The sequence below is a fragment of the Comamonas avium genome (assembly GCF_014836675.1).
GTDB lineage: Bacteria > Pseudomonadota > Gammaproteobacteria > Burkholderiales > Burkholderiaceae_C > Comamonas > Comamonas avium.
In genome coordinates this window covers 21,643-38,078 of record NZ_JACSQK010000009.1, presented here as the reverse complement: position 1 = coordinate 38,078, position 16,436 = coordinate 21,643, and the positions used below count along the sequence as shown (strand labels likewise).

At 52.6% G+C, this 16,436-nt stretch carries 19 protein-coding genes; 13 read left to right on the top strand and 6 right to left on the bottom strand.

Going from position 1 to position 16,436, the window contains the following annotated elements; genetic code table 11:
• Positions 1-205: 205 nt before the first annotated feature.
• The 6 genes from H9646_RS16430 to H9646_RS16405 all read left to right on the top strand — a co-directional run bounded on the left by H9646_RS16430 (position 206) and on the right by H9646_RS16405 (position 6,006).
• Positions 206-682: an NUDIX hydrolase gene (locus H9646_RS16430; protein WP_225214277.1), complete on the top strand. Its 477-nt coding sequence runs from the start codon at positions 206-208 to the stop codon at positions 680-682.
• 231 nt (positions 683-913) lie between these two features.
• A complete protein-coding gene (locus H9646_RS16425; protein WP_191724473.1) occupies positions 914-1,441 on the top strand; it encodes a hypothetical protein in 528 nt (175 codons plus the stop codon).
• Positions 1,442-1,480: 39 nt separating this feature from the next.
• Positions 1,481-1,879, top strand: a complete 399-nt coding sequence (locus H9646_RS16420; protein ID WP_191724472.1) for a DUF6678 family protein — start codon at positions 1,481-1,483, stop codon at positions 1,877-1,879.
• Between the two features lie 414 nt (positions 1,880-2,293).
• Positions 2,294-2,572 carry a hypothetical protein gene (locus tag H9646_RS16415; protein ID WP_191724471.1) on the top strand — a complete coding sequence of 93 codons (279 nt, stop codon included), beginning with the start codon at positions 2,294-2,296 and terminating at the stop codon, positions 2,570-2,572.
• A 524-nt stretch (positions 2,573-3,096) separates the two neighbouring features.
• Positions 3,097-4,470 carry a diaminobutyrate--2-oxoglutarate transaminase gene (locus tag H9646_RS16410; protein WP_191724470.1) on the top strand — a complete coding sequence of 458 codons (1,374 nt, stop codon included), beginning with the start codon at positions 3,097-3,099 and terminating at the stop codon, positions 4,468-4,470.
• Between the two features lie 3 nt (positions 4,471-4,473).
• Entirely contained in the window at positions 4,474-6,006 is a 1,533-nt protein-coding gene (locus H9646_RS16405; protein WP_191724469.1) for a pyridoxal phosphate-dependent decarboxylase family protein, read from the top strand.
• Positions 6,007-6,127: 121 nt separating this feature from the next.
• On the opposite strand, the gene H9646_RS16400 is transcribed toward H9646_RS16405, so the two are convergent.
• The 3 genes from H9646_RS16400 to H9646_RS16390 all read right to left on the bottom strand — a co-directional run bounded on the left by H9646_RS16400 (position 6,128) and on the right by H9646_RS16390 (position 8,745).
• Positions 6,128-6,898 carry a hypothetical protein gene (locus H9646_RS16400; protein WP_191724468.1) on the bottom strand — a complete coding sequence of 257 codons (771 nt, stop codon included), beginning with the start codon at positions 6,896-6,898 and terminating at the stop codon, positions 6,128-6,130.
• 260 nt (positions 6,899-7,158) lie between these two features.
• Positions 7,159-7,782, bottom strand: coding sequence for a tyrosine-type recombinase/integrase (locus tag H9646_RS16395; protein WP_191724467.1), 624 nt, complete (start codon positions 7,780-7,782; stop codon positions 7,159-7,161).
• 231 nt (positions 7,783-8,013) lie between these two features.
• The gene (locus H9646_RS16390; protein WP_191724466.1) at positions 8,014-8,745 is read right to left on the bottom strand and encodes an SDR family oxidoreductase; all 732 of its coding nucleotides are present in this window, start codon (positions 8,743-8,745) and stop codon (positions 8,014-8,016) included.
• Between the two features lie 180 nt (positions 8,746-8,925).
• Between H9646_RS16390 and H9646_RS16385 the strand changes: the two genes are divergently transcribed.
• A complete protein-coding gene (locus H9646_RS16385) occupies positions 8,926-9,873 on the top strand; it encodes an AraC family transcriptional regulator (RefSeq protein WP_225214275.1) in 948 nt (315 codons plus the stop codon).
• Between the two features lie 383 nt (positions 9,874-10,256).
• On the opposite strand, the gene H9646_RS16380 is transcribed toward H9646_RS16385, so the two are convergent.
• On the bottom strand, positions 10,257-10,913 hold the full coding sequence (locus H9646_RS16380; RefSeq protein ID WP_191724465.1) for a hypothetical protein: 657 nt from the start codon (positions 10,911-10,913) through the stop codon (positions 10,257-10,259).
• Positions 10,914-11,289: 376 nt separating this feature from the next.
• Here H9646_RS16380 and H9646_RS16375 point away from each other — a divergent pair, with 376 nt between their 5' ends.
• From H9646_RS16375 to H9646_RS16350, 6 genes are all read left to right on the top strand, one after another.
• Positions 11,290-11,736: a LexA family protein gene (locus tag H9646_RS16375; RefSeq protein WP_225214274.1), complete on the top strand. Its 447-nt coding sequence runs from the start codon at positions 11,290-11,292 to the stop codon at positions 11,734-11,736.
• Positions 11,737-11,744: 8 nt separating this feature from the next.
• Positions 11,745-12,596, top strand: coding sequence for an excinuclease Cho (cho, locus tag H9646_RS16370; RefSeq protein ID WP_225214273.1), 852 nt, complete (start codon positions 11,745-11,747; stop codon positions 12,594-12,596).
• Positions 12,597-12,870: 274 nt separating this feature from the next.
• Entirely contained in the window at positions 12,871-13,509 is a 639-nt protein-coding gene (locus tag H9646_RS16365) for a LysE family translocator (RefSeq protein WP_191724574.1), read from the top strand.
• Between the two features lie 182 nt (positions 13,510-13,691).
• Complete coding sequence (locus tag H9646_RS16360; protein ID WP_191724463.1) at positions 13,692-14,228, top strand: P-loop NTPase family protein; 537 nt, start codon at positions 13,692-13,694, stop codon at positions 14,226-14,228.
• 203 nt (positions 14,229-14,431) lie between these two features.
• Positions 14,432-14,818, top strand: a complete 387-nt coding sequence (locus H9646_RS16355) for a VOC family protein (RefSeq protein WP_191724462.1) — start codon at positions 14,432-14,434, stop codon at positions 14,816-14,818.
• A 116-nt stretch (positions 14,819-14,934) separates the two neighbouring features.
• Complete coding sequence (locus H9646_RS16350) at positions 14,935-15,297, top strand: VOC family protein (RefSeq protein ID WP_191724461.1); 363 nt, start codon at positions 14,935-14,937, stop codon at positions 15,295-15,297.
• A 159-nt stretch (positions 15,298-15,456) separates the two neighbouring features.
• Here H9646_RS16350 and H9646_RS16345 read toward each other — a convergent pair whose 3' ends face one another.
• Both H9646_RS16345 and H9646_RS16340 read right to left on the bottom strand, forming a co-directional pair.
• Positions 15,457-15,813: a hypothetical protein gene (locus tag H9646_RS16345; protein ID WP_191724460.1), complete on the bottom strand. Its 357-nt coding sequence runs from the start codon at positions 15,811-15,813 to the stop codon at positions 15,457-15,459.
• A 152-nt stretch (positions 15,814-15,965) separates the two neighbouring features.
• Positions 15,966-16,337: a hypothetical protein gene (locus H9646_RS16340; RefSeq protein WP_191724459.1), complete on the bottom strand. Its 372-nt coding sequence runs from the start codon at positions 16,335-16,337 to the stop codon at positions 15,966-15,968.
• Between the last annotated feature and the right edge of the window lie 99 nt (positions 16,338-16,436).

The window sequence follows — 16,436 nt, the reverse complement described above, 5'->3', positions numbered from 1 at the left end:
GCCCCCCCCTTTGTGGCAAACCTGCAAACTGCAATCAAGCCACGAGCGCTACACCTCATCAGTCAGGTACAGCCAAAAAGCGGCGTGCTTGCGCACGTGCTCCGTCGTAGATTTGCTTCGCCATAGTCGGGGACAAACTAGCATCAAGGTCAGCATCGACTCACTTAATCGCGGGGTCCATCGGCAGAAATTTGCGTGTTCGGTGATGGCCTTCTTACTGCCAGAAGCAGCCATCGGCGCAGATGAAAATAGTGCCATGAAACCGGAAACTCCATTACACCCAGGCAAGGCCTGTCCAGTAGTCATTCGAGGCCAAGGCGCTATCGAAATATTAGCTTTTGAGCACCCACTTGCAGGTCTGCAACTTGTCAAGGGGACGATTGAGTCTGGCGAAAGTTCCAGAGATGCTGCACTGCGTGAATTACGCGAAGAAAGTGGACTGATTGCGTCAAATGTCTCCGCAGACTTGGGAATTTGGACTTCTGGCTACGCGAACCAAATATGGGCATTTCATCTATGTGAAGTAGATTGCCCACCTCAATCTTGGAGTCATCGCACTAGCGACGATGGTGGGCATGACTTCAAGTTCTTTTGGTATCCATTGTCACAACAGCCAAATGATCAATGGCACTGGCTGTTCCAGGGTGCTCTGAAATATATCGCCGCCAAATTACTCGTGTGACGCAGCCAGTGGGCATCCATCGACCAGCGCCAGCCTCACCCGCCCAGAACACGACAGCCTACCATTGCTTACCTGTGCACATCACAAACTGCGATCTTGAATTTTTCAGGCTGATCTAAAAAGACAGTGCCGCCCTGTTCACTATCATTGCCGCAATCAAATTTTTTACTCGAACGACACGCCTGCGTGGAGTGTCGTCTCCACCTAGTTAGCCCTCAGGAGAAATCTGCCTTGTTCGGCCTATTCAGCAAGAAACAGCCGCCGCCCGAGCAACCCAGGCAATTGCCGCCGGTTCCGGACTGGCGCCCGCAAATCATTCAGCCGCTGGAGCGCATCGTTGAGCGCTTGCGCTTTTACACAAACGGAGCGCGCGACTTCGCAGTCTTTGAACACGGAACAGCTGCAATACTTCCAGAAGGCCTTTCTGATGGCGAAGCCACTAAGCATGCCGAACTGGCCCTGCACAGGGTCTTTCATGCCCACCCCGACATGAACCCAATGAATATGAAGGACGGCAATATCCTCATCCAGTACAACCATGACGTGGCCAGCCTCGTGCTGTCAGATGTTGTCGACCAGAACTGGGCAGAGATTGACAAGCAGCATCAACGCGCCCTTGCCACTTCGGAAGTCTTGATCAGCTCGCTTGGGCACAACGTGTTTGACGACTTCGGAAAGAAGGCATTGTTTGGGCGGTGCTTCATGTTCATGGATGCTCAATCTCCAAGAGTCACCCATATTGAGCGCCATGAGGGCTAACCAGTCGCTCGCGGCTCAGCTTCAGCGTTAGGCCTTCCCATGTATGACTCAGACAAACACAGGCTTGATGTTCGAGAGGCCCTGACAAACCGGGGGCTGGGCTCGTATATGAATGACACCAAATGGCGAAAACTCATTGCCGAAATTGCAAGACTTCCATTTCCTCCGCCTTACCAGCGAAAGGATGTGCTTCAGTTAGTGCCCGAGCCAGAAACCTTTGATTCTGACGTTAGCTATCTTGGTGATTGGACCGAAGGAATTCATCCATTGTTTTCGATTGAATGGATTCGAATCCGCCCAAGATATGTTCGACATGCTGCCCAGCTGCTCCCTAAAGTCGTTATCGATTGCCAGACCGATCTGGAGTTTGCATTGCAATCGCTTCGGCAACCCTACGAAAAGTCTAATGGCTCAATTTTGATTTATGGCTACCGGTAGACAACGCCGTTATCAGCAGCCTCGTTCGGAAGCGAAAACCATGGCTGAACCGAGAAAATTTATGGGCTTTGTATTCAACAAAAAAGCCCTCAAAAGATGGCTTTTTGTTGCTGCACACGGCACCTACTGATGCCGCGATGCCTGGCACCTCTGTTGTAGCCTCTCGATGGCATCCGGTGGCATCGGCGCGGTCATCATGGATCGGTACTGCATGCACTCGGGTGTCTCGACTGACGGCTGGGGCGCGCTGGGGCTGCTCGTGCAGCCAGTAATTGCCAGACAGGTGACCGCGATGGCCGTTTGAAAGAGATTCATACGGAAGTCTTTTGAAACAATGCCCTGCGAGTGGGTTGATAGCTGAAACATTGTTCTGCTAGGATTTATTTTCCACAACCTTGCATCTAAGGAGCCGTCATGAGCAATGGGCAACTGGAAGAGCAGATGGACCGTGAAAACGATCAGAAAGTGGCCCGCTTTCTGGGCATCACTTATGAAGAATACATCTCTCTGGAGCCCAGCGTGGAAGAGATGGCTGGTGATGACGATCTGATTTATGGCTATCTAGTTTCCTTTGATGCGCCCATTCCTGCAGACATTGCCGCAAGAATTCGAGGCCTCGATGGTGATGAAGTCACGCTGCCTCCTGCCTTCTTTGATGAAGATGAAGGCGAACAACAGTGGCCCCAAGGGTGACCCAGTTCGAGAAATAGCATCGAGAAATAGCAAAGCCCTCGAAAGAAGGCTTTTTACTGATTTGCTGCGGTTTCAGTAGTTACTGACAAACCCGTTGCTGCCGCTCATGATGTGCCTGCGGGTGAAGCCATCCTGCCTTGAACAAAAAATCATGTTCACCAGGCAAGCTGCCACTTCAAGCCAGACAGCACATATCCCAGGCACCACGTCAGTAGATCCCCGGGCCTGCGTTCCGCTGAACAGCAGTCAGCGCAGTCTGCGGCCCGCGAACTATCTACAAACCACTGCTCGATTCATCGCTACGACGCCGCTTCAGGGCATTACGTGGACCGGTCTTGCGCTCCATCTACCGTACGAAACCGCTGGTCTATGGCCCAGACCGAGGGTTTGTGAGGTGTCATTAGGTATCATCGCGCACCTAGTTATGACCAACAAGACAGTCTGACTAGATATAAAGCACCGAGTCAAAGATCACAAGCTCCCCGACTTATTTCTTCTACCCATATCAGAGATGGTAATTCGATATGAGCGTTATTCCAGTAAATCCAGTTTCCACCCCCACTAACAAATACTATTTGACTCGCCAAAGTCAGATGGAATCTAACGTACGTAGTTATCCGCGCAAACTACCGTTAGCAATCGCCAAAGCGCAAGGATGTTGGGTTACCGATGTTGAAGGTACTGATTACCTTGATTGTTTAGCTGGAGCAGGTACCTTAGCATTGGGTCATAACCATCCTGCGGTTATTCAGAGTATTCAAGATACGGTTGCAAGTGGTCTGCCATTACATACTTTAGACATAACGACACCTTTAAAAGATGCGTTTACTGAAGCATTGCTTGAGCAGTTGCCCGGTGGGAAAGAAGAGTATTGCCTGCAGTTCTGCGGCCCATCTGGCGCAGACGGAACAGAAGCTGCAATTAAGCTTGCAAAGACATATACAGGTCGCAGCACAGTGATCAGCTTCTCGGGTGGCTACCATGGCATGACGCATGGCTCACTGGCAATGACAGGTAACCTGTCGGCTAAAAATGCAGTGAACGGTTTAATGCCAGGCGTGCAGTTCATGCCCTACCCGCACGAATACCGCTGCCCACTGGGTCTCGGCGGTGAAGCGGGTGTGAATGCTTTGACTTACTTCTTCGAAAACTTCATTGAAGACGTAGAAAGTGGTGTAACGAAACCAGCTGCTGTCATCCTGGAAGCCATTCAAGGTGAAGGCGGCGTGGTGACTGCGCCTGCGAAATGGTTGAAGAAAATTCGCGAGGTCACTGAAAAGCACGACATTGTGCTGATTCTTGACGAAGTTCAAGCAGGCTTTGCGCGTTCGGGAAAAATGTTTGCATTCGAACATGCGGGCATCGAGCCAGATATTGTGGTGATGTCTAAAGCCGTAGGCGGTAGCCTGCCACTTGCAGTGCTCGGTATCAAGCGCAAGTTTGATGTCTGGCAGCCAGCAGGTCACACAGGCACTTTCCGTGGCAACCAATTGGCAATGGGTACTGGTCTTGCAACGCTCAAAACCATCAAAGAAGAAAATCTTGCGAAAAATTCACAAGAGCGTGGCGACTTCTTGCAAGCTGAAATTAAAAAAATGGCGGCTCAGTTCCCATGTATTGGTAACGTGCGTGGCCGTGGCTTAATGATTGGCGTGGAAATTGTAGATGAGCGCCAAGCAGCAGACCATATGGGTTCACTTCCTGCAGATTCTCGACTTGCAGCAGCCATTCAGACTGCATGTTTTAACAACAAATTGTTGTTAGAAAAAGGTGGCCGTAACGGTACAGTAATCCGTTTACTGTGCCCACTGATTATCACGCAAGCAGAATGCGAAGAAGTCATCGCACGCTTTAAGAAATCGGTTGCTCAAGCACTTGTTGCAGTTCGAGGCGCATAACTCATGGTTGATTTTGCAGAACACCGTAAAGCGTTGCTCTGTAATGATGCTGCATCCATTGCTGACTACACGTCGGCAATGGATCAAGCAACGAAAGCCGTTGCAGCATGGTTACAAAACGACAAGATGTACACGGGTGGCAGCATCAAAGAGCTGCGCAGTGCAATTGCTTTTAATCCTTCCAAAGAAGGTCTGGGCGTTGAAAAATCTTTAGAGCGCATGGTTGAGTTATTCCTCAACAAGAGCTTGAAAGTGCATCATCCGCACTCACTCGCGCATTTGCACTGCCCAACGATGGTCACAAGCCAGATTGCAGAAGTGCTGATTAACGCCACCAACCAATCTATGGACTCATGGGATCAAAGCCCTGCTGGTTCATTGATGGAAGTGCAGCTGATTGACTGGTTACGTCAAAAAGTGGGCTATGCAGCAGGTCAAGCCGGTGTGTTCACTTCTGGTGGAACACAGTCGAACCTGATGGGTGTGCTTCTTGCTCGTGATGCATGTATTGCTAAAAACTGGAAAGACGAAAACGGCAATCCGTGGTCAGTTCAGCGTGACGGCGTGCCTGCGGACGCAATGCGCAACGTAAAAGTCATCTGTTCTGAAAATACACACTTCTCTGTGCAAAAGAACATGGCCATGATGGGTATGGGCTTCCAATCGGTCGTGACTGTTCCTGTTGATGCCAACGCACGCATGGACATGCAAGCACTTGACAGCACCATGGCTCGCCTTCAGGCTGAAGGCAAGATTGTTGCGTGTGTGGTTGCAACTGCGGGCACAACCGATGCGGGCGCCATTGATCCACTGCGTCAAGTACGTGATATCAGCAACAAATATGGCGCATGGATGCATATTGATGCAGCATGGGGTGGTGCTTTAATTCTGTCCAATCATCACCGTGATATGTTGGCTGGCATTGAGCTTTCCGACTCCATCACGCTTGATTTCCACAAGCATTACTTCCAGAGCATCTCTTGTGGCGCCTTCTTGTTAAAAGACGAAGCGAACTATCGTTTCATGCACTACGAAGCAGAGTATTTAAACTCCGCTTATGACGAAGAGCATGGTGTGCCCAATCTGGTATCGAAGTCATTACAAACCACGCGCCGTTTTGATGCGCTGAAACTTTGGATGACTATTGAAGCATTGGGTGAAGATCTGTATGGCTCGATGATTGACCACGGTGTTACTTTAACTCGTGAAGTTGCTGACTACATTGCAGCAACTGACGGTTTAGAAATGCTGGTTGATCCTCAGTTTGCATCGGTATTGTTCCGTGTGATCCCTGAAGGCTACCCAACAGAACTTCTAGATACGCTCAACCAGAACGTAGCCGATGAATTATTTGCACGTGGTGAAGCAAATATTGGAGTGACTAAAGTTGGTCAAGTTCAATCCCTGAAAATGACCACCCTAAGCCCGGTTGCGACCTTAGACAACGTAAAGAACTTGCTTACCCTTGTTCTGAGCGAAGCGAATCGTATTAAAGAAGCAATCGCGCAAGGTACTTATACGCCTGCAATTGATTAATTGCTGGTGTCGTAAAAAAGGAGCTCAACCGAGCTCCTTTTTTTATGATTAATTATTGGATATTGGCCCATAAACAGAGCGATGTAGCTCAAACCATACTTGAATCCGTGGGGACTGATGGTCAGAACCGGTGGCCGCTGTCAGCCCAGTTACCTTCATCGCACTCGCCCTTGAAGTGCTCGATGCCGTCAATGTGAATTCGCCCACTGCGCCTATCGATATCGACCTTGGGCTTGTTGAGCCCGTTCATGGCATACCTTGCAGTTATGCGATCACTATTCACCTGGAGTTCGTCCAGGTTCCACCAGTTGTTGTTGCCACCGGAATGAATGGGGGCAATGAGCTTTCCCGTGAGATGAATGCGTCCGCGCTGACCAGTGATTTCAACCTGAACTTCCGAATCGAAGCCCTGTACTCCGTTGGTGATCTCATTGATGGGTTCATAGCGGTCTCGCCTTGAATTCCACCGATAGCCCGAGTGAGCCTCCACGGAAGGCTTGCTGCCCTCACCGTAGCAAATGAGCGTCAGGGTGGTGCTTTGCTCATTGCGCGCTTCGTCCTGCCGACCAAATGCAGTCACAGGCCCTTGCTCACCAACCTGACCACAGTTCGCTGCGGGAACAGCCTGGATGGCGCTATAGCGTCCGTCCAAAGTTGCGACCTGCACGCACTGACGCTGCTCAGCACTCCACCAGAAAGTCCACTTCTCGCCTCGCACAGTATTGCCTTTGATGAACTGATACCCCCTGGCCTCCAGTTGTGTTTCACCAGAGCTTGCGCGCGCGCCGACCAAGTCAGCAATTGCGGAAGGTGCTTGAGCAGATGCCCCACTGGAGATCGTCAAAAGGGCCCCAAGCACAGCAAAAACCAGAACTCCGTTAGAGACATTCATTGCTGCATTTCCTCATGAATAACGCCCGGCTAACTTTACGGCAACCTGGCTTGACTACCAGGTAGGTATTTGGATTTATCAGCAGTGGGAGCGGCGCTGAACACGCGAATTGACGCAAATTGCTCCACAGACAAACATCGCATCTAACCTCTGCATGACTGTTGATGGCCGAGTGTGTCATTCAGGGCCTTCGCCGTAAAGCAGCCGTTCAAGTCGTGCCGCTTGGTCCCTGACAAAGACAGCACGACCGTAAGCCTGGCTCAGATTTCGGTTTGCTCGGAAATCTCCAACGTATCGTCAACCTCTATGCCGAGATATCGGACGGTCGACTCCAGCTTGGAATGCCCAAGCAGCAGCTGAACGGCGCGCAGGTTCTTGGTTCGTCGATAGATTAGAGTAGCCTTGGTTCGTCGCATCGAATGGGTGCCGTAGCTGGCCCGCTCCAGACCCAATTCCTCCACCCAATGTCCCAGGATACGGGCATATTGGCGTGTTCCCAGATGAGGGGAGTTGTGAATCCGACTGGGGAACAAAAAGCTATCGGATTTCAGTCCTGCATGCTTGATCCACGCTTGCAGGGCATCCTGTGTCGTTGATGTGATTTCAAACTGCACAGGGCGCTGAGTTTTATGTTGCATGACGATTGCGCGTGTCGCCAACTGATCACCGTGGCATACGTCCCTGACCTTCAATGCCACGAGGTCACAGCCCCGCAATTTGCTGTCGATGCCTAGGTTGAAAAGCGCAAGTTCGCGGATTCGGTGCTCCATCTGCAGACGTACACGAAGCGCCCAAATGTCTTTGACCTTGAACGGAGCCTTCTGCCCCACAATTTTTCCCTTGTTCCACGGCTCGCGATGGATGGCGTTGGCTACGGATTCCATGATGTTCTCCCATCAAGTTGAGGGGGAACAAAAATGCGCTTAATTGGCCAGAAAGTCGATGCACTGGCCGTGCTTCAACTCTATAAATTCTCAGACGAACGGCTGCTAACTGGCGTGTCTTTGAACTACCGCCCCCGGCCATAAGCAGCCATTTAACGGCGCTCTACCAGTTAAGACTGGCACCTGAAAGGTGCGCACTATCAAGCGTCATTCCAATTGCTAAGCGACAAGCTACAAACAAGCTGTAGGTCGCACCACAATCTCGCTTGTATCCACATCGGCGGGCTGCGAAATCACATGTGCGATGGCATTTGCGATAGCCTCAGGCTTGAGCGCAATCTTTCTGTAACTTTGCATCGCCTGTGCTGCAGCCACATCGGTAATAGAGTTGGCCAATTCCGACTCCACCACACCTGGATATACGCATGTGACGCGCAGCTTGTCGTTCTCTTGCCGCAAGCCGTCCGAGATAGCACGCACAGCGTACTTAGTGGCGCAATAGACGGCTGCTGTGGGCACAACACTCAAGCCCCCGATGGAGGACACATTGATTATCTGTCCATATCCCTGCTCGTTCATTGCGGGCAACACTGCGGCAACGCCATATAGAACGCCTTTGATGTTCACATCGATCATGCGCTCCCACTCATCGAGCTTGAGGGAAATCATAGGGGACAGTGGCATGACGCCAGCATTGTTGATCATCACGTCGATACGCCCAAAAGTAGACAACGCCTCGCTCACAAAACGCTGAACGTCTTCGCGCGAGCTGACGTCCAAACTTTGGAACCGCGCTGTACCACCAGTGTCGGTGATGGCGCGAGCCAAGGTCTGCAGCCGTTCGATGCGGCGCGCACCCAACATGACGGCGTGACCTGTCTGAGCCAGCACTTTGGCTGTAGCTTCACCGATACCGCTGCTTGCACCTGTTATCAGAATGACTTTTTGGTTATGAATTGACATAGCTTTTCTCCTTTATGTCGCATGAAATTTCGGTCTTTCGATGCTATGGAGAAGCTATGCAAAAGAGCAGATGCAATGCTCTGCCATACTTGCCTAATCCTATTTCCAGTCCCTATGTTTTGATGATGTACGCACGAGACTTGGATACGATGAAGGCCTTTTTTCAAGATGGAGTACGTCATGACGCCTGCTGAATGCGAACAGCGCATGGGCGATTTACTGCGCTATCTAGCCCCTCTGGAGGGCTATACACAATCACGGCTCGAAGGGGTGCGTTTTCTACGCTGCAATCAGCCCGTTGCACGTACACCTGTGCTGTACGAACCAAGCATCGTTATCGTCTGCCACGGAACCAAGCGTGGCTACCTCGATGGGCAGGTTTATCTGTATGACGCGCAGCATTACCTTGTACTCTCGGTTCCATTGCCTTTCTCGTCTGAAACTGACGCCACTGCCGAAAAGCCCATGCTGGCGGTTTCCATTCGTCTTGATATGACTTTATTGGCAGAGCTTCTTATCGCGCTGGCCGGGGAAGGTGCGCCGCACCTTATGCCGCCCGTCGGCATTGTGTCAACACCGCTCGATCACCATCTGCAACAGGTTACCCTGCGACTGCTTGAAGCCTTGGCATCGCCTTTGGAGGCCAAGGTGCTGGCCCCATCTATCGTGCGAGAGATGTACTTTCGGGTCTTGCTCGGTGAACAAGGCGTAGCACTTCGATCTGCCTTGAGCCTTCAAGGGTATTTCGGGCGAATTGCGCGAGTGCTTAGGCGCATCCATGCCCACTATTCACAGCCGCTGAATGTCGGAGATCTGGCGCATGACGCCGGTTTGAGCGTGGCGGCATTCCACAATCATTTCAAGTCGGTGACACGCACCTCACCCATCCAATACATCAAGTCGATCCGCTTACACCATGCCCGCTTGATGATGATCCGCGACAGACAAACCGCGGCCGCAGCGGCGGCCCGCGTGGGCTATGAGAGCCAGTCCCAGTTCAGCCGCGAATTCAAACGTTTTTTTGGCCGCAGCCCTGCAGAAGAAGCACGCTGCATGGCTGAGTTATTTGCTTTGCTGCCCGCAAGGCATGAGGCCGATTCGGGTCAAATGATGCGCGTGCAATTTTGAAAATTACTAACAACAAGAGGGCGCAATAAGTTGGTGCACTGTATGCCGAAATCGAATGGCTGTTTAGGGTCGATAGCACCACTTCAACGCATGCAAAAGCTGACGCTTGGCCTGACGCGGGACGAGTGACAGCTTTGAGGCGTGACGCGGATCTGCAAGGAAGTTTCATTGCAATGACTGCTCTGGGTGGCAGCAGTCATTGACCATATTGAGTTGATCGACTGCAACCGGCCTGGAGCATTGCGCCAGGCAAAGTTGGTGGCCGACTGCTTATGGCCGGACTGCGGCAGGCGCAAATCAACCCACTGCACACATTCGCTAACGCGGAAGGCAAGGGAAATGCCGAAAGCTGGCCCCGCTTGAGCGAAAGGTCAGCCACAGGGCTACTCAAGCTCAAAGTCGCGGCCAAAGTAACTCGATTTGAATAGTCTGAAGCTGGCTTTGCTGGTATCGAGCTCTGGCACTTTCTTCTTTTGATCGGCCAAATACTCATTGAAGCTCTCTCTATCCTTAAGATAGACGCGCCACAGGCTTGGTTCCTGGAAGCAATCAATAGAGAAGTGGCCAATGTAGACGACCTCTCCAGCGTCAACGTTAAATGTGCCCCCAACGGAAGCGCCCTCTTGCAGCAGAGTTTCTCGGCCAACTTTGGCTATCCCGACATCTCTGACTGATCTTGCAACTTTGATGTGCAGCTTACTCAACGCGTATTGCCCAGGTTCGACCAAGAACGCATAGTCATCAAATCGAGGTTTGGTCAATAACAATGGCGCATCGTCGAGCAAAAGATCAGCGCCTTCATCATCGACAGGCCGCGTGGACGGAAAGAAATCGAAGCCCAGCAATCGAAGCTGGGCGTTCTCAAAACCGGCACATTTCCACTTTCTGTCCCAACGAACAGAAAGCAGAACAACCCCCTTGTTTGCTCCGTCCTGCATGTAGTTTTCACTCGTAAGTGACAAGCTTTGTGCCATGGTGCCAATACTTGTCAGCGAAAAACTGATTGCAGAAATAAGCCTGAATAAATGTTTAAGCGACATAACTTGGGCTACCTAGATTTAAAGCGGCTAACACCACCTAGCAAATTGCAGATTTGCGACGGAGACGAGACGTGAAGCCGTAGGCAGTACAGGCGTACGACAAGGCGAAACAACGACGTATCAGAGGTGGTGTTAGCGGCTCTTAGAAGACAAGCGACAGGCATGCCTGGCTCGCCTGAAACTGTAGGAGCTTGCAACCTGGCAGGCAAATTAGATGTGGCAGTGTTTAGACAAACCTTTAAACCTTGATCCAGGTCTTTGATGGGTACACCAAATCAATGACTGCAAGGCCACTTCTGGCCGAAACCACCAACAAGATGCCCGGCATCAGGCTTGCGTTACAAGTCAAATATCAGCATCGCTGTACACTGTATGCATGTACAGCAATCGTCTTTTGGCCGGCATGCCCGTGCCCATCACCGCCTCCTCCATCACCTTGTCATTGCTGGACTGTGCGGTGCACCGGGGCATCACCCCCTCTACTGCACAAGACTTCAGCGGCAAGCAGCTCGATATCTCTGCCCTGCTGGTTGAGCACCCGCAGAGCACCTGCCTTTTGCGCGTGGCTGGCCCCTCGATGCAGGAATACGGTATGGTTGATGGCGATCTGATCGTGGTGGATCGCGCCATTCAAGCGCGCCATGGCCACATCGTGGTGGCTATCGTGGACAGCGAGTTCACAGTGAAGTATCTGTACCAGGCGGACGGTGTCACCCACCTCAAGGCGGGCGACCCCAGCTGCCCCGACATCGTTCTCAAGGACGAGTACGCCATCGAAATCTGGGGCGTAGTCACCTCCTGCATCAAACGCTTCAGCAAGTAATCATGCACATGCCCGCACGCAGAAGGCCCGAGTTTGACGAGGCTCGCATCTACGAATACCCGGAGCACCTGCGCGCCTCGCTGCTGGACATGCCTGCAAAGCCCGGTGTGTACATTTTTCATGCCGCCGAAGGCACCCTGCCCCTGTACATAGGCAAGAGCGTCAATCTGCGCTCCCGGCTGCTTTCCCACATGCGCAATGCTGACGAAGCCCGCATGCTGCGCCAGGCTGCACGCATCAGCTACATCCGCACGGCTGGAGAAATTGGCGCGCTGCTGCTGGAAGCCCAGCTCATCAAACAGCTGCAACCCCTTTACAACCAGAAGCTTCGCCGCAATCGCCAGCTGTGCGCATTGCGCCTGAGCGAAGGCAAGCCCGAGGTCGTCTATTCACGCGACATGGACTTTGCGGTGGAGCCTGATCTTTATGGCCTGTTTGGCAGCCGCACCAGTGCGCTGCAGGGCTTGCGCGATCTGGCCGACATGCACCAGCTTTGCTACGCCGCTCTCGGTTTAGAAAAACTCCCCAAAGGCCGCGCCTGCTTCAGAGCCATGCTCAACCAGTGCAACGGCGTGTGCTGTGGCCGCGAAAGCGAAGCCGATCATGCCCAGCGCCTGGTCAGCGCGCTGGAGACTTTGCGTGTGGCCACCTGGCCCTACCCTGGCGCCATTGGTCTTGAAGAAACCTGCGAAGACATGCAGCAGATCCACGTGGTGCGCAACTGGTGCTATCTGGGCAGCGCAGACACCAGACAGGCAGCGCGCAAGCTGGCCAAGGTAGCTGCGGGGTTTGATGCCGATGGCTACAAAATCCTGTGCCGCCCCATCTTGACAGGACAAGCCCGAGTCATTGCCCTGTAGCCCCTGCCCTGCTCGCCCTCGTTAGCGGCAAAACTTCTAAGAGCGGCTAACACAACTGCGCAAACCGAAGGTTTGCGTTTGAGACAAGGCGCAAAGCCGCAGGCAGTACAGCAGTACTGCGCTACGACATTGCAACGACGCAGCAAGGGGGTGTGCGCGGCTCAGAGCCAAAACTGCCATCCAATCTCGGCAGGGTATTAGGGGCAAGCATTTTTTGAATGCCTTGACTGAACGAGAATATTTACTGTTTAAGGCAACTAAATTCGCCCCCATCATGACAATCACCCACTGGCTCCTTTTCTGCGGCGTCTCGTTGTTGATGTGTTTCACGCCTGGCCCTGCAGTGCTGCTGGCGATTTCAAACTCGGTGGACGTTGGGGCTAGGCGGACCGCATTCAGTTCGCTGGGCAGCTCGGCTGGTATTTTCGTCATCTCCGCACTGGCGATGATCGGCATGGGGACCATACTCAGCTTGTCCGCGAATGCGTTCCTTGTGATGAAGGTAGCCGGTGCGATGTATCTGATTTGGCTGGGCGTCAAACGCTGGCGCAGCAAGGACGGTCTGTTCAGCAGCGAAGAAGGCCTTGCGCCCTCAGAGCGTCGTGAGCGCAAAAACTGGCAACTGGCTGCGCAGGGGCTGACTGTTTCGCTGACCAATCCCAAGTCAATCCTTTTCTTCTCCGCCTTGTTTCCGCAGTTCATCGTGCCCGGCGCACCACTGCTCACGCAATACTTGCTGCTGACCACGACATTTGCCATTTGCGCGCTGATCTCGCATGCCTTCTATGTGGCACTCATCTCAGTGATCAAAGGCCATGTGGTCGCGCGCGCAAAGCTGTTCAACCGCATCGTAGGCGGCACTTTCATTGCGCTGGGCCTGAGCCTGCTCAAGACTCGGCATAAACTGAGTTGATGGGCGAGGCCAACTGCCGTTGGTAAGCACGACAGTGCTGCATACGCCAAGATGCATGCATGCCGCATGCTTGATACAGCAGCCGCCCGATGACCCGAAGCCCCCACCAAGGCGGGCCTTGGCGCCGGTTGCAGACGGCAGCACGGCAGCACGGCCAAAAGCAGACATTGCCACCTGACTTTATGACAACTTTAGATGAGCTGGGCCCACGCATCTGCATTCTGGGGCCGTCAAACAGCGGAAAGTCCACGCTTGCTGAAGCGATCGCTGGTAAACGCGATTTACCCGCGATACATCTGGACCAGCTTTTTCACACGCCACATACAGACTGGATTCCCCGGCCTGCACAAGAGTTCGTTCACCTGCATGACGCGGCAATAGCGCAAGAGCAGTGGGTGATGGATGGCAACTACAGCCGAACGCTGCCGCAGCGCCTGGCCCGTGCAACCGGGCTCATCCTGCTGGATACCCCGACGACCACCAGCCTGTGGCGCTATTTGCGTCGTACATGGTTCGAGCAAGACAGGCCAGGTGCACTCGCTGGGGGACGCGATACGGTGAAGTGGAAAATGCTGCACCACATCGCCGTCGTCACACCGCCCAATCGCCGCCGCTTGCTTGCACTTTACGAGCGCACCGATCTACCCAAGCGCTGCTTGCTGACGACAAGTGCGCTCCATCACTTCTATCGGGCAGAACGACTCGGTGGTGACGCCTAGCCACAAGCAATCGGGGCAAGCAATGGGCGCCAGCGGCTCGGCCAGTTGCCAGCATGGACAAAATTTCACAGCCATGGCTTGGGGGTTATCTAACTGCTACGAAAGGCGCATCGAGATCGATCGGTGCGCGCAACCCATCAGCCAGCGGCAGGCAATCTGGACTACAGTGCCAGCTTGCTCGTTGCCATTGTTTCTGGAGTCCGATGCTGTTCAAGCAACTTGAATCTGTTGTTTTATTTGTCCCCGACATTGACATAGCGGCTTCCTGGTATGCCGACCTGTTTCAAACAGAGGTTCAACGCGAAAACGCCCAATACGCATTCATTCAGGCACCGGGATGCCTGCTCGGCTTTCACCCATTGGACAGCAAGTGTCCCGGTGGGCCCGGTGGTACAACGATCTACTGGGAGGTCGCAAATTTGCCAGCAACCATCAGGGAGCTTGAACTAAAAGGTGCCGTCTTATATCGTGGCCCCATCACCACCAGCTTTGGCGCAAAGGCAGCAATCCTCCTGGACCCTTTTGGATGCACTCTCGGCTTGAACCAGTCAACGCCACAATCGCTCAATGCCCTCGCAAGGACTGTTTAAGGCCGTGTTGCTGCAATCACAAACGGCGCATGGCGGCCAATGGCCGCGTACGCACAGCCGCGCCACAAGCGACTTCAAAAAATAACTTCGTCTGCCAACCATACATCGTGGCCTCAATGAACATCCGGCTCAGCACCATCATCATCTATGCCAAGGACATGCACCGCAGCGCGCAGTTTTACAGCACCCATTTTGGTTACGAAACGAGCGGCGAGATTAACGAAGGATTGATCGAACTTCACCCGTCTTCCGGGGGCGCTGACATTTTGATCCACAAGGCCGCCAAGAGCCTGAAGCTTGGCTCAGCGGCCATCAAGCTGTCATTTTCAGTTTCTGATGTCCAGGCATTCGTTGATTCCGCCATGCTTGGTGGCCTAGCTTTTGGCGCTGTTCACCAAGCAAATGGCTACGCATTTGCCAATACAAAAGATCCCGACGGAAACTCGATCAGCGTTTCGAGCCGAATATTTCGCCAGTGACCGCATTCGCTCGCTCCAGTCGCAGCCAGCAGCAAACCGTCATTGCTCAAGGCCCACGGCCTGCAAGCTCTTCTTCATCACCAATACTTTGGTGCCGTGCTTTGGCACCACAAACAGCGCCTCCCAGCCACTCTTGCTCACCGCATAAAAATCACAAGCTTAGAAACAGCGGGCATCGCAATCGTTCAGATGTGTATAGCCAAGCTTTTTCATGCATGCGTTTATTTGTGTCACGTGAGCATTAAGACCTTCAAAAAAATCTTTGTGTGATTGGCCATTCTGAATTTCATAGCCATAGCGTCCACTTGCAGCACCTCCGCACTCGACCCAAGCTGCCTGCCTGCCCTCCCTCGTCATCCCTTCCTTGACCCAGTCCGCACTAAAATGTTTTTCATTCCTATTCACTGGCCCAACGCTTTCAAGAAGACAGCCAGAAAGCAATAAGGCCGCTGCTACCGTACAAACTATCCGACGCATCATCTCGCCCCCTTTAATAAAATTGAAATGGCCTGCCATACAGCCGGCGGCAACCCTTCAGCTGCGGCAAAAGGTGCCGCCAAAGGAATGGCCCCCACGGTGATGACGTTGCCGTAAATAGCGCGCTCTGGGTAGAAAAAAACAGAAACTATAATCTGACACGAGTTATTATAAATTTATGCGTGTCATCTTTATGGAGCACCGCATGCAGGGCGACTTTTTGCATAATCGCTACTGCAATCACCGTTATAGCGATACCCCTTGTTAATCATGCAGCGCTGCCACACAAGTCTTGCACGATCATAAGCCGCGTCATCATGTTTCGTGTCTTTTGAAATAAAAGTAATATCATCTTGATGCGGTGCACTGGGCAAGAGAGTAGAGCCACATTCCCGAGAGTCGCTCTGCCTGGCGCTTGAAGTTACACCTTCTTTCTCCCAATACTGCAAATAAGGTTTTATATTATGGTTTACCGCATACGGGAAAAGTCCCAGACCAATGCCGCAACCTGTCAATAAAATGGACATCCAGAGCACGGAATTTATTTTCAGGATTCGCTTCATTTAAAGCCCTTTAGAAAATAGAAATTGCCTTCCATACCTCTGGCGACAATAGCTCAGCCATTACGAATGGGGCGGAAGGAATTAACGCCACCTCTGACC

Excerpts from the sequence above, each read along its gene's own strand:
- H9646_RS16430 (WP_225214277.1), top strand. The coding sequence starts at position 206 with ATGGCCTTCTTACTGCCAGAAGCAGCCATCGGCGCAGATGAAAATAGT.
- H9646_RS16420 (WP_191724472.1), top strand. The coding sequence starts at position 1,481 with ATGTATGACTCAGACAAACACAGGCTTGATGTTCGAGAGGCCCTGACA.
- H9646_RS16415 (WP_191724471.1), top strand. The coding sequence starts at position 2,294 with ATGAGCAATGGGCAACTGGAAGAGCAGATGGACCGTGAAAACGATCAG.
- H9646_RS16410 (WP_191724470.1), top strand. The coding sequence starts at position 3,097 with ATGAGCGTTATTCCAGTAAATCCAGTTTCCACCCCCACTAACAAATAC.
- H9646_RS16405 (WP_191724469.1), top strand. The coding sequence starts at position 4,474 with ATGGTTGATTTTGCAGAACACCGTAAAGCGTTGCTCTGTAATGATGCT.
- H9646_RS16400 (WP_191724468.1), bottom strand. The coding sequence starts at position 6,898 with ATGAATGTCTCTAACGGAGTTCTGGTTTTTGCTGTGCTTGGGGCCCTT.
- H9646_RS16395 (WP_191724467.1), bottom strand. The coding sequence starts at position 7,782 with ATGGAATCCGTAGCCAACGCCATCCATCGCGAGCCGTGGAACAAGGGA.
- H9646_RS16390 (WP_191724466.1), bottom strand. The coding sequence starts at position 8,745 with ATGTCAATTCATAACCAAAAAGTCATTCTGATAACAGGTGCAAGCAGC.
- H9646_RS16385 (WP_225214275.1), top strand. The coding sequence starts at position 8,926 with ATGACGCCTGCTGAATGCGAACAGCGCATGGGCGATTTACTGCGCTAT.
- H9646_RS16380 (WP_191724465.1), bottom strand. The coding sequence starts at position 10,913 with ATGTCGCTTAAACATTTATTCAGGCTTATTTCTGCAATCAGTTTTTCG.
- H9646_RS16375 (WP_225214274.1), top strand. The coding sequence starts at position 11,290 with ATGTACAGCAATCGTCTTTTGGCCGGCATGCCCGTGCCCATCACCGCC.
- cho (WP_225214273.1), top strand. The coding sequence starts at position 11,745 with ATGCCCGCACGCAGAAGGCCCGAGTTTGACGAGGCTCGCATCTACGAA.
- H9646_RS16365 (WP_191724574.1), top strand. The coding sequence starts at position 12,871 with ATGACAATCACCCACTGGCTCCTTTTCTGCGGCGTCTCGTTGTTGATG.
- H9646_RS16360 (WP_191724463.1), top strand. The coding sequence starts at position 13,692 with ATGACAACTTTAGATGAGCTGGGCCCACGCATCTGCATTCTGGGGCCG.
- H9646_RS16355 (WP_191724462.1), top strand. The coding sequence starts at position 14,432 with ATGCTGTTCAAGCAACTTGAATCTGTTGTTTTATTTGTCCCCGACATT.
- H9646_RS16350 (WP_191724461.1), top strand. The coding sequence starts at position 14,935 with ATGAACATCCGGCTCAGCACCATCATCATCTATGCCAAGGACATGCAC.
- H9646_RS16345 (WP_191724460.1), bottom strand. The coding sequence starts at position 15,813 with ATGGCAGGCCATTTCAATTTTATTAAAGGGGGCGAGATGATGCGTCGG.
- H9646_RS16340 (WP_191724459.1), bottom strand. The coding sequence starts at position 16,337 with ATGAAGCGAATCCTGAAAATAAATTCCGTGCTCTGGATGTCCATTTTA.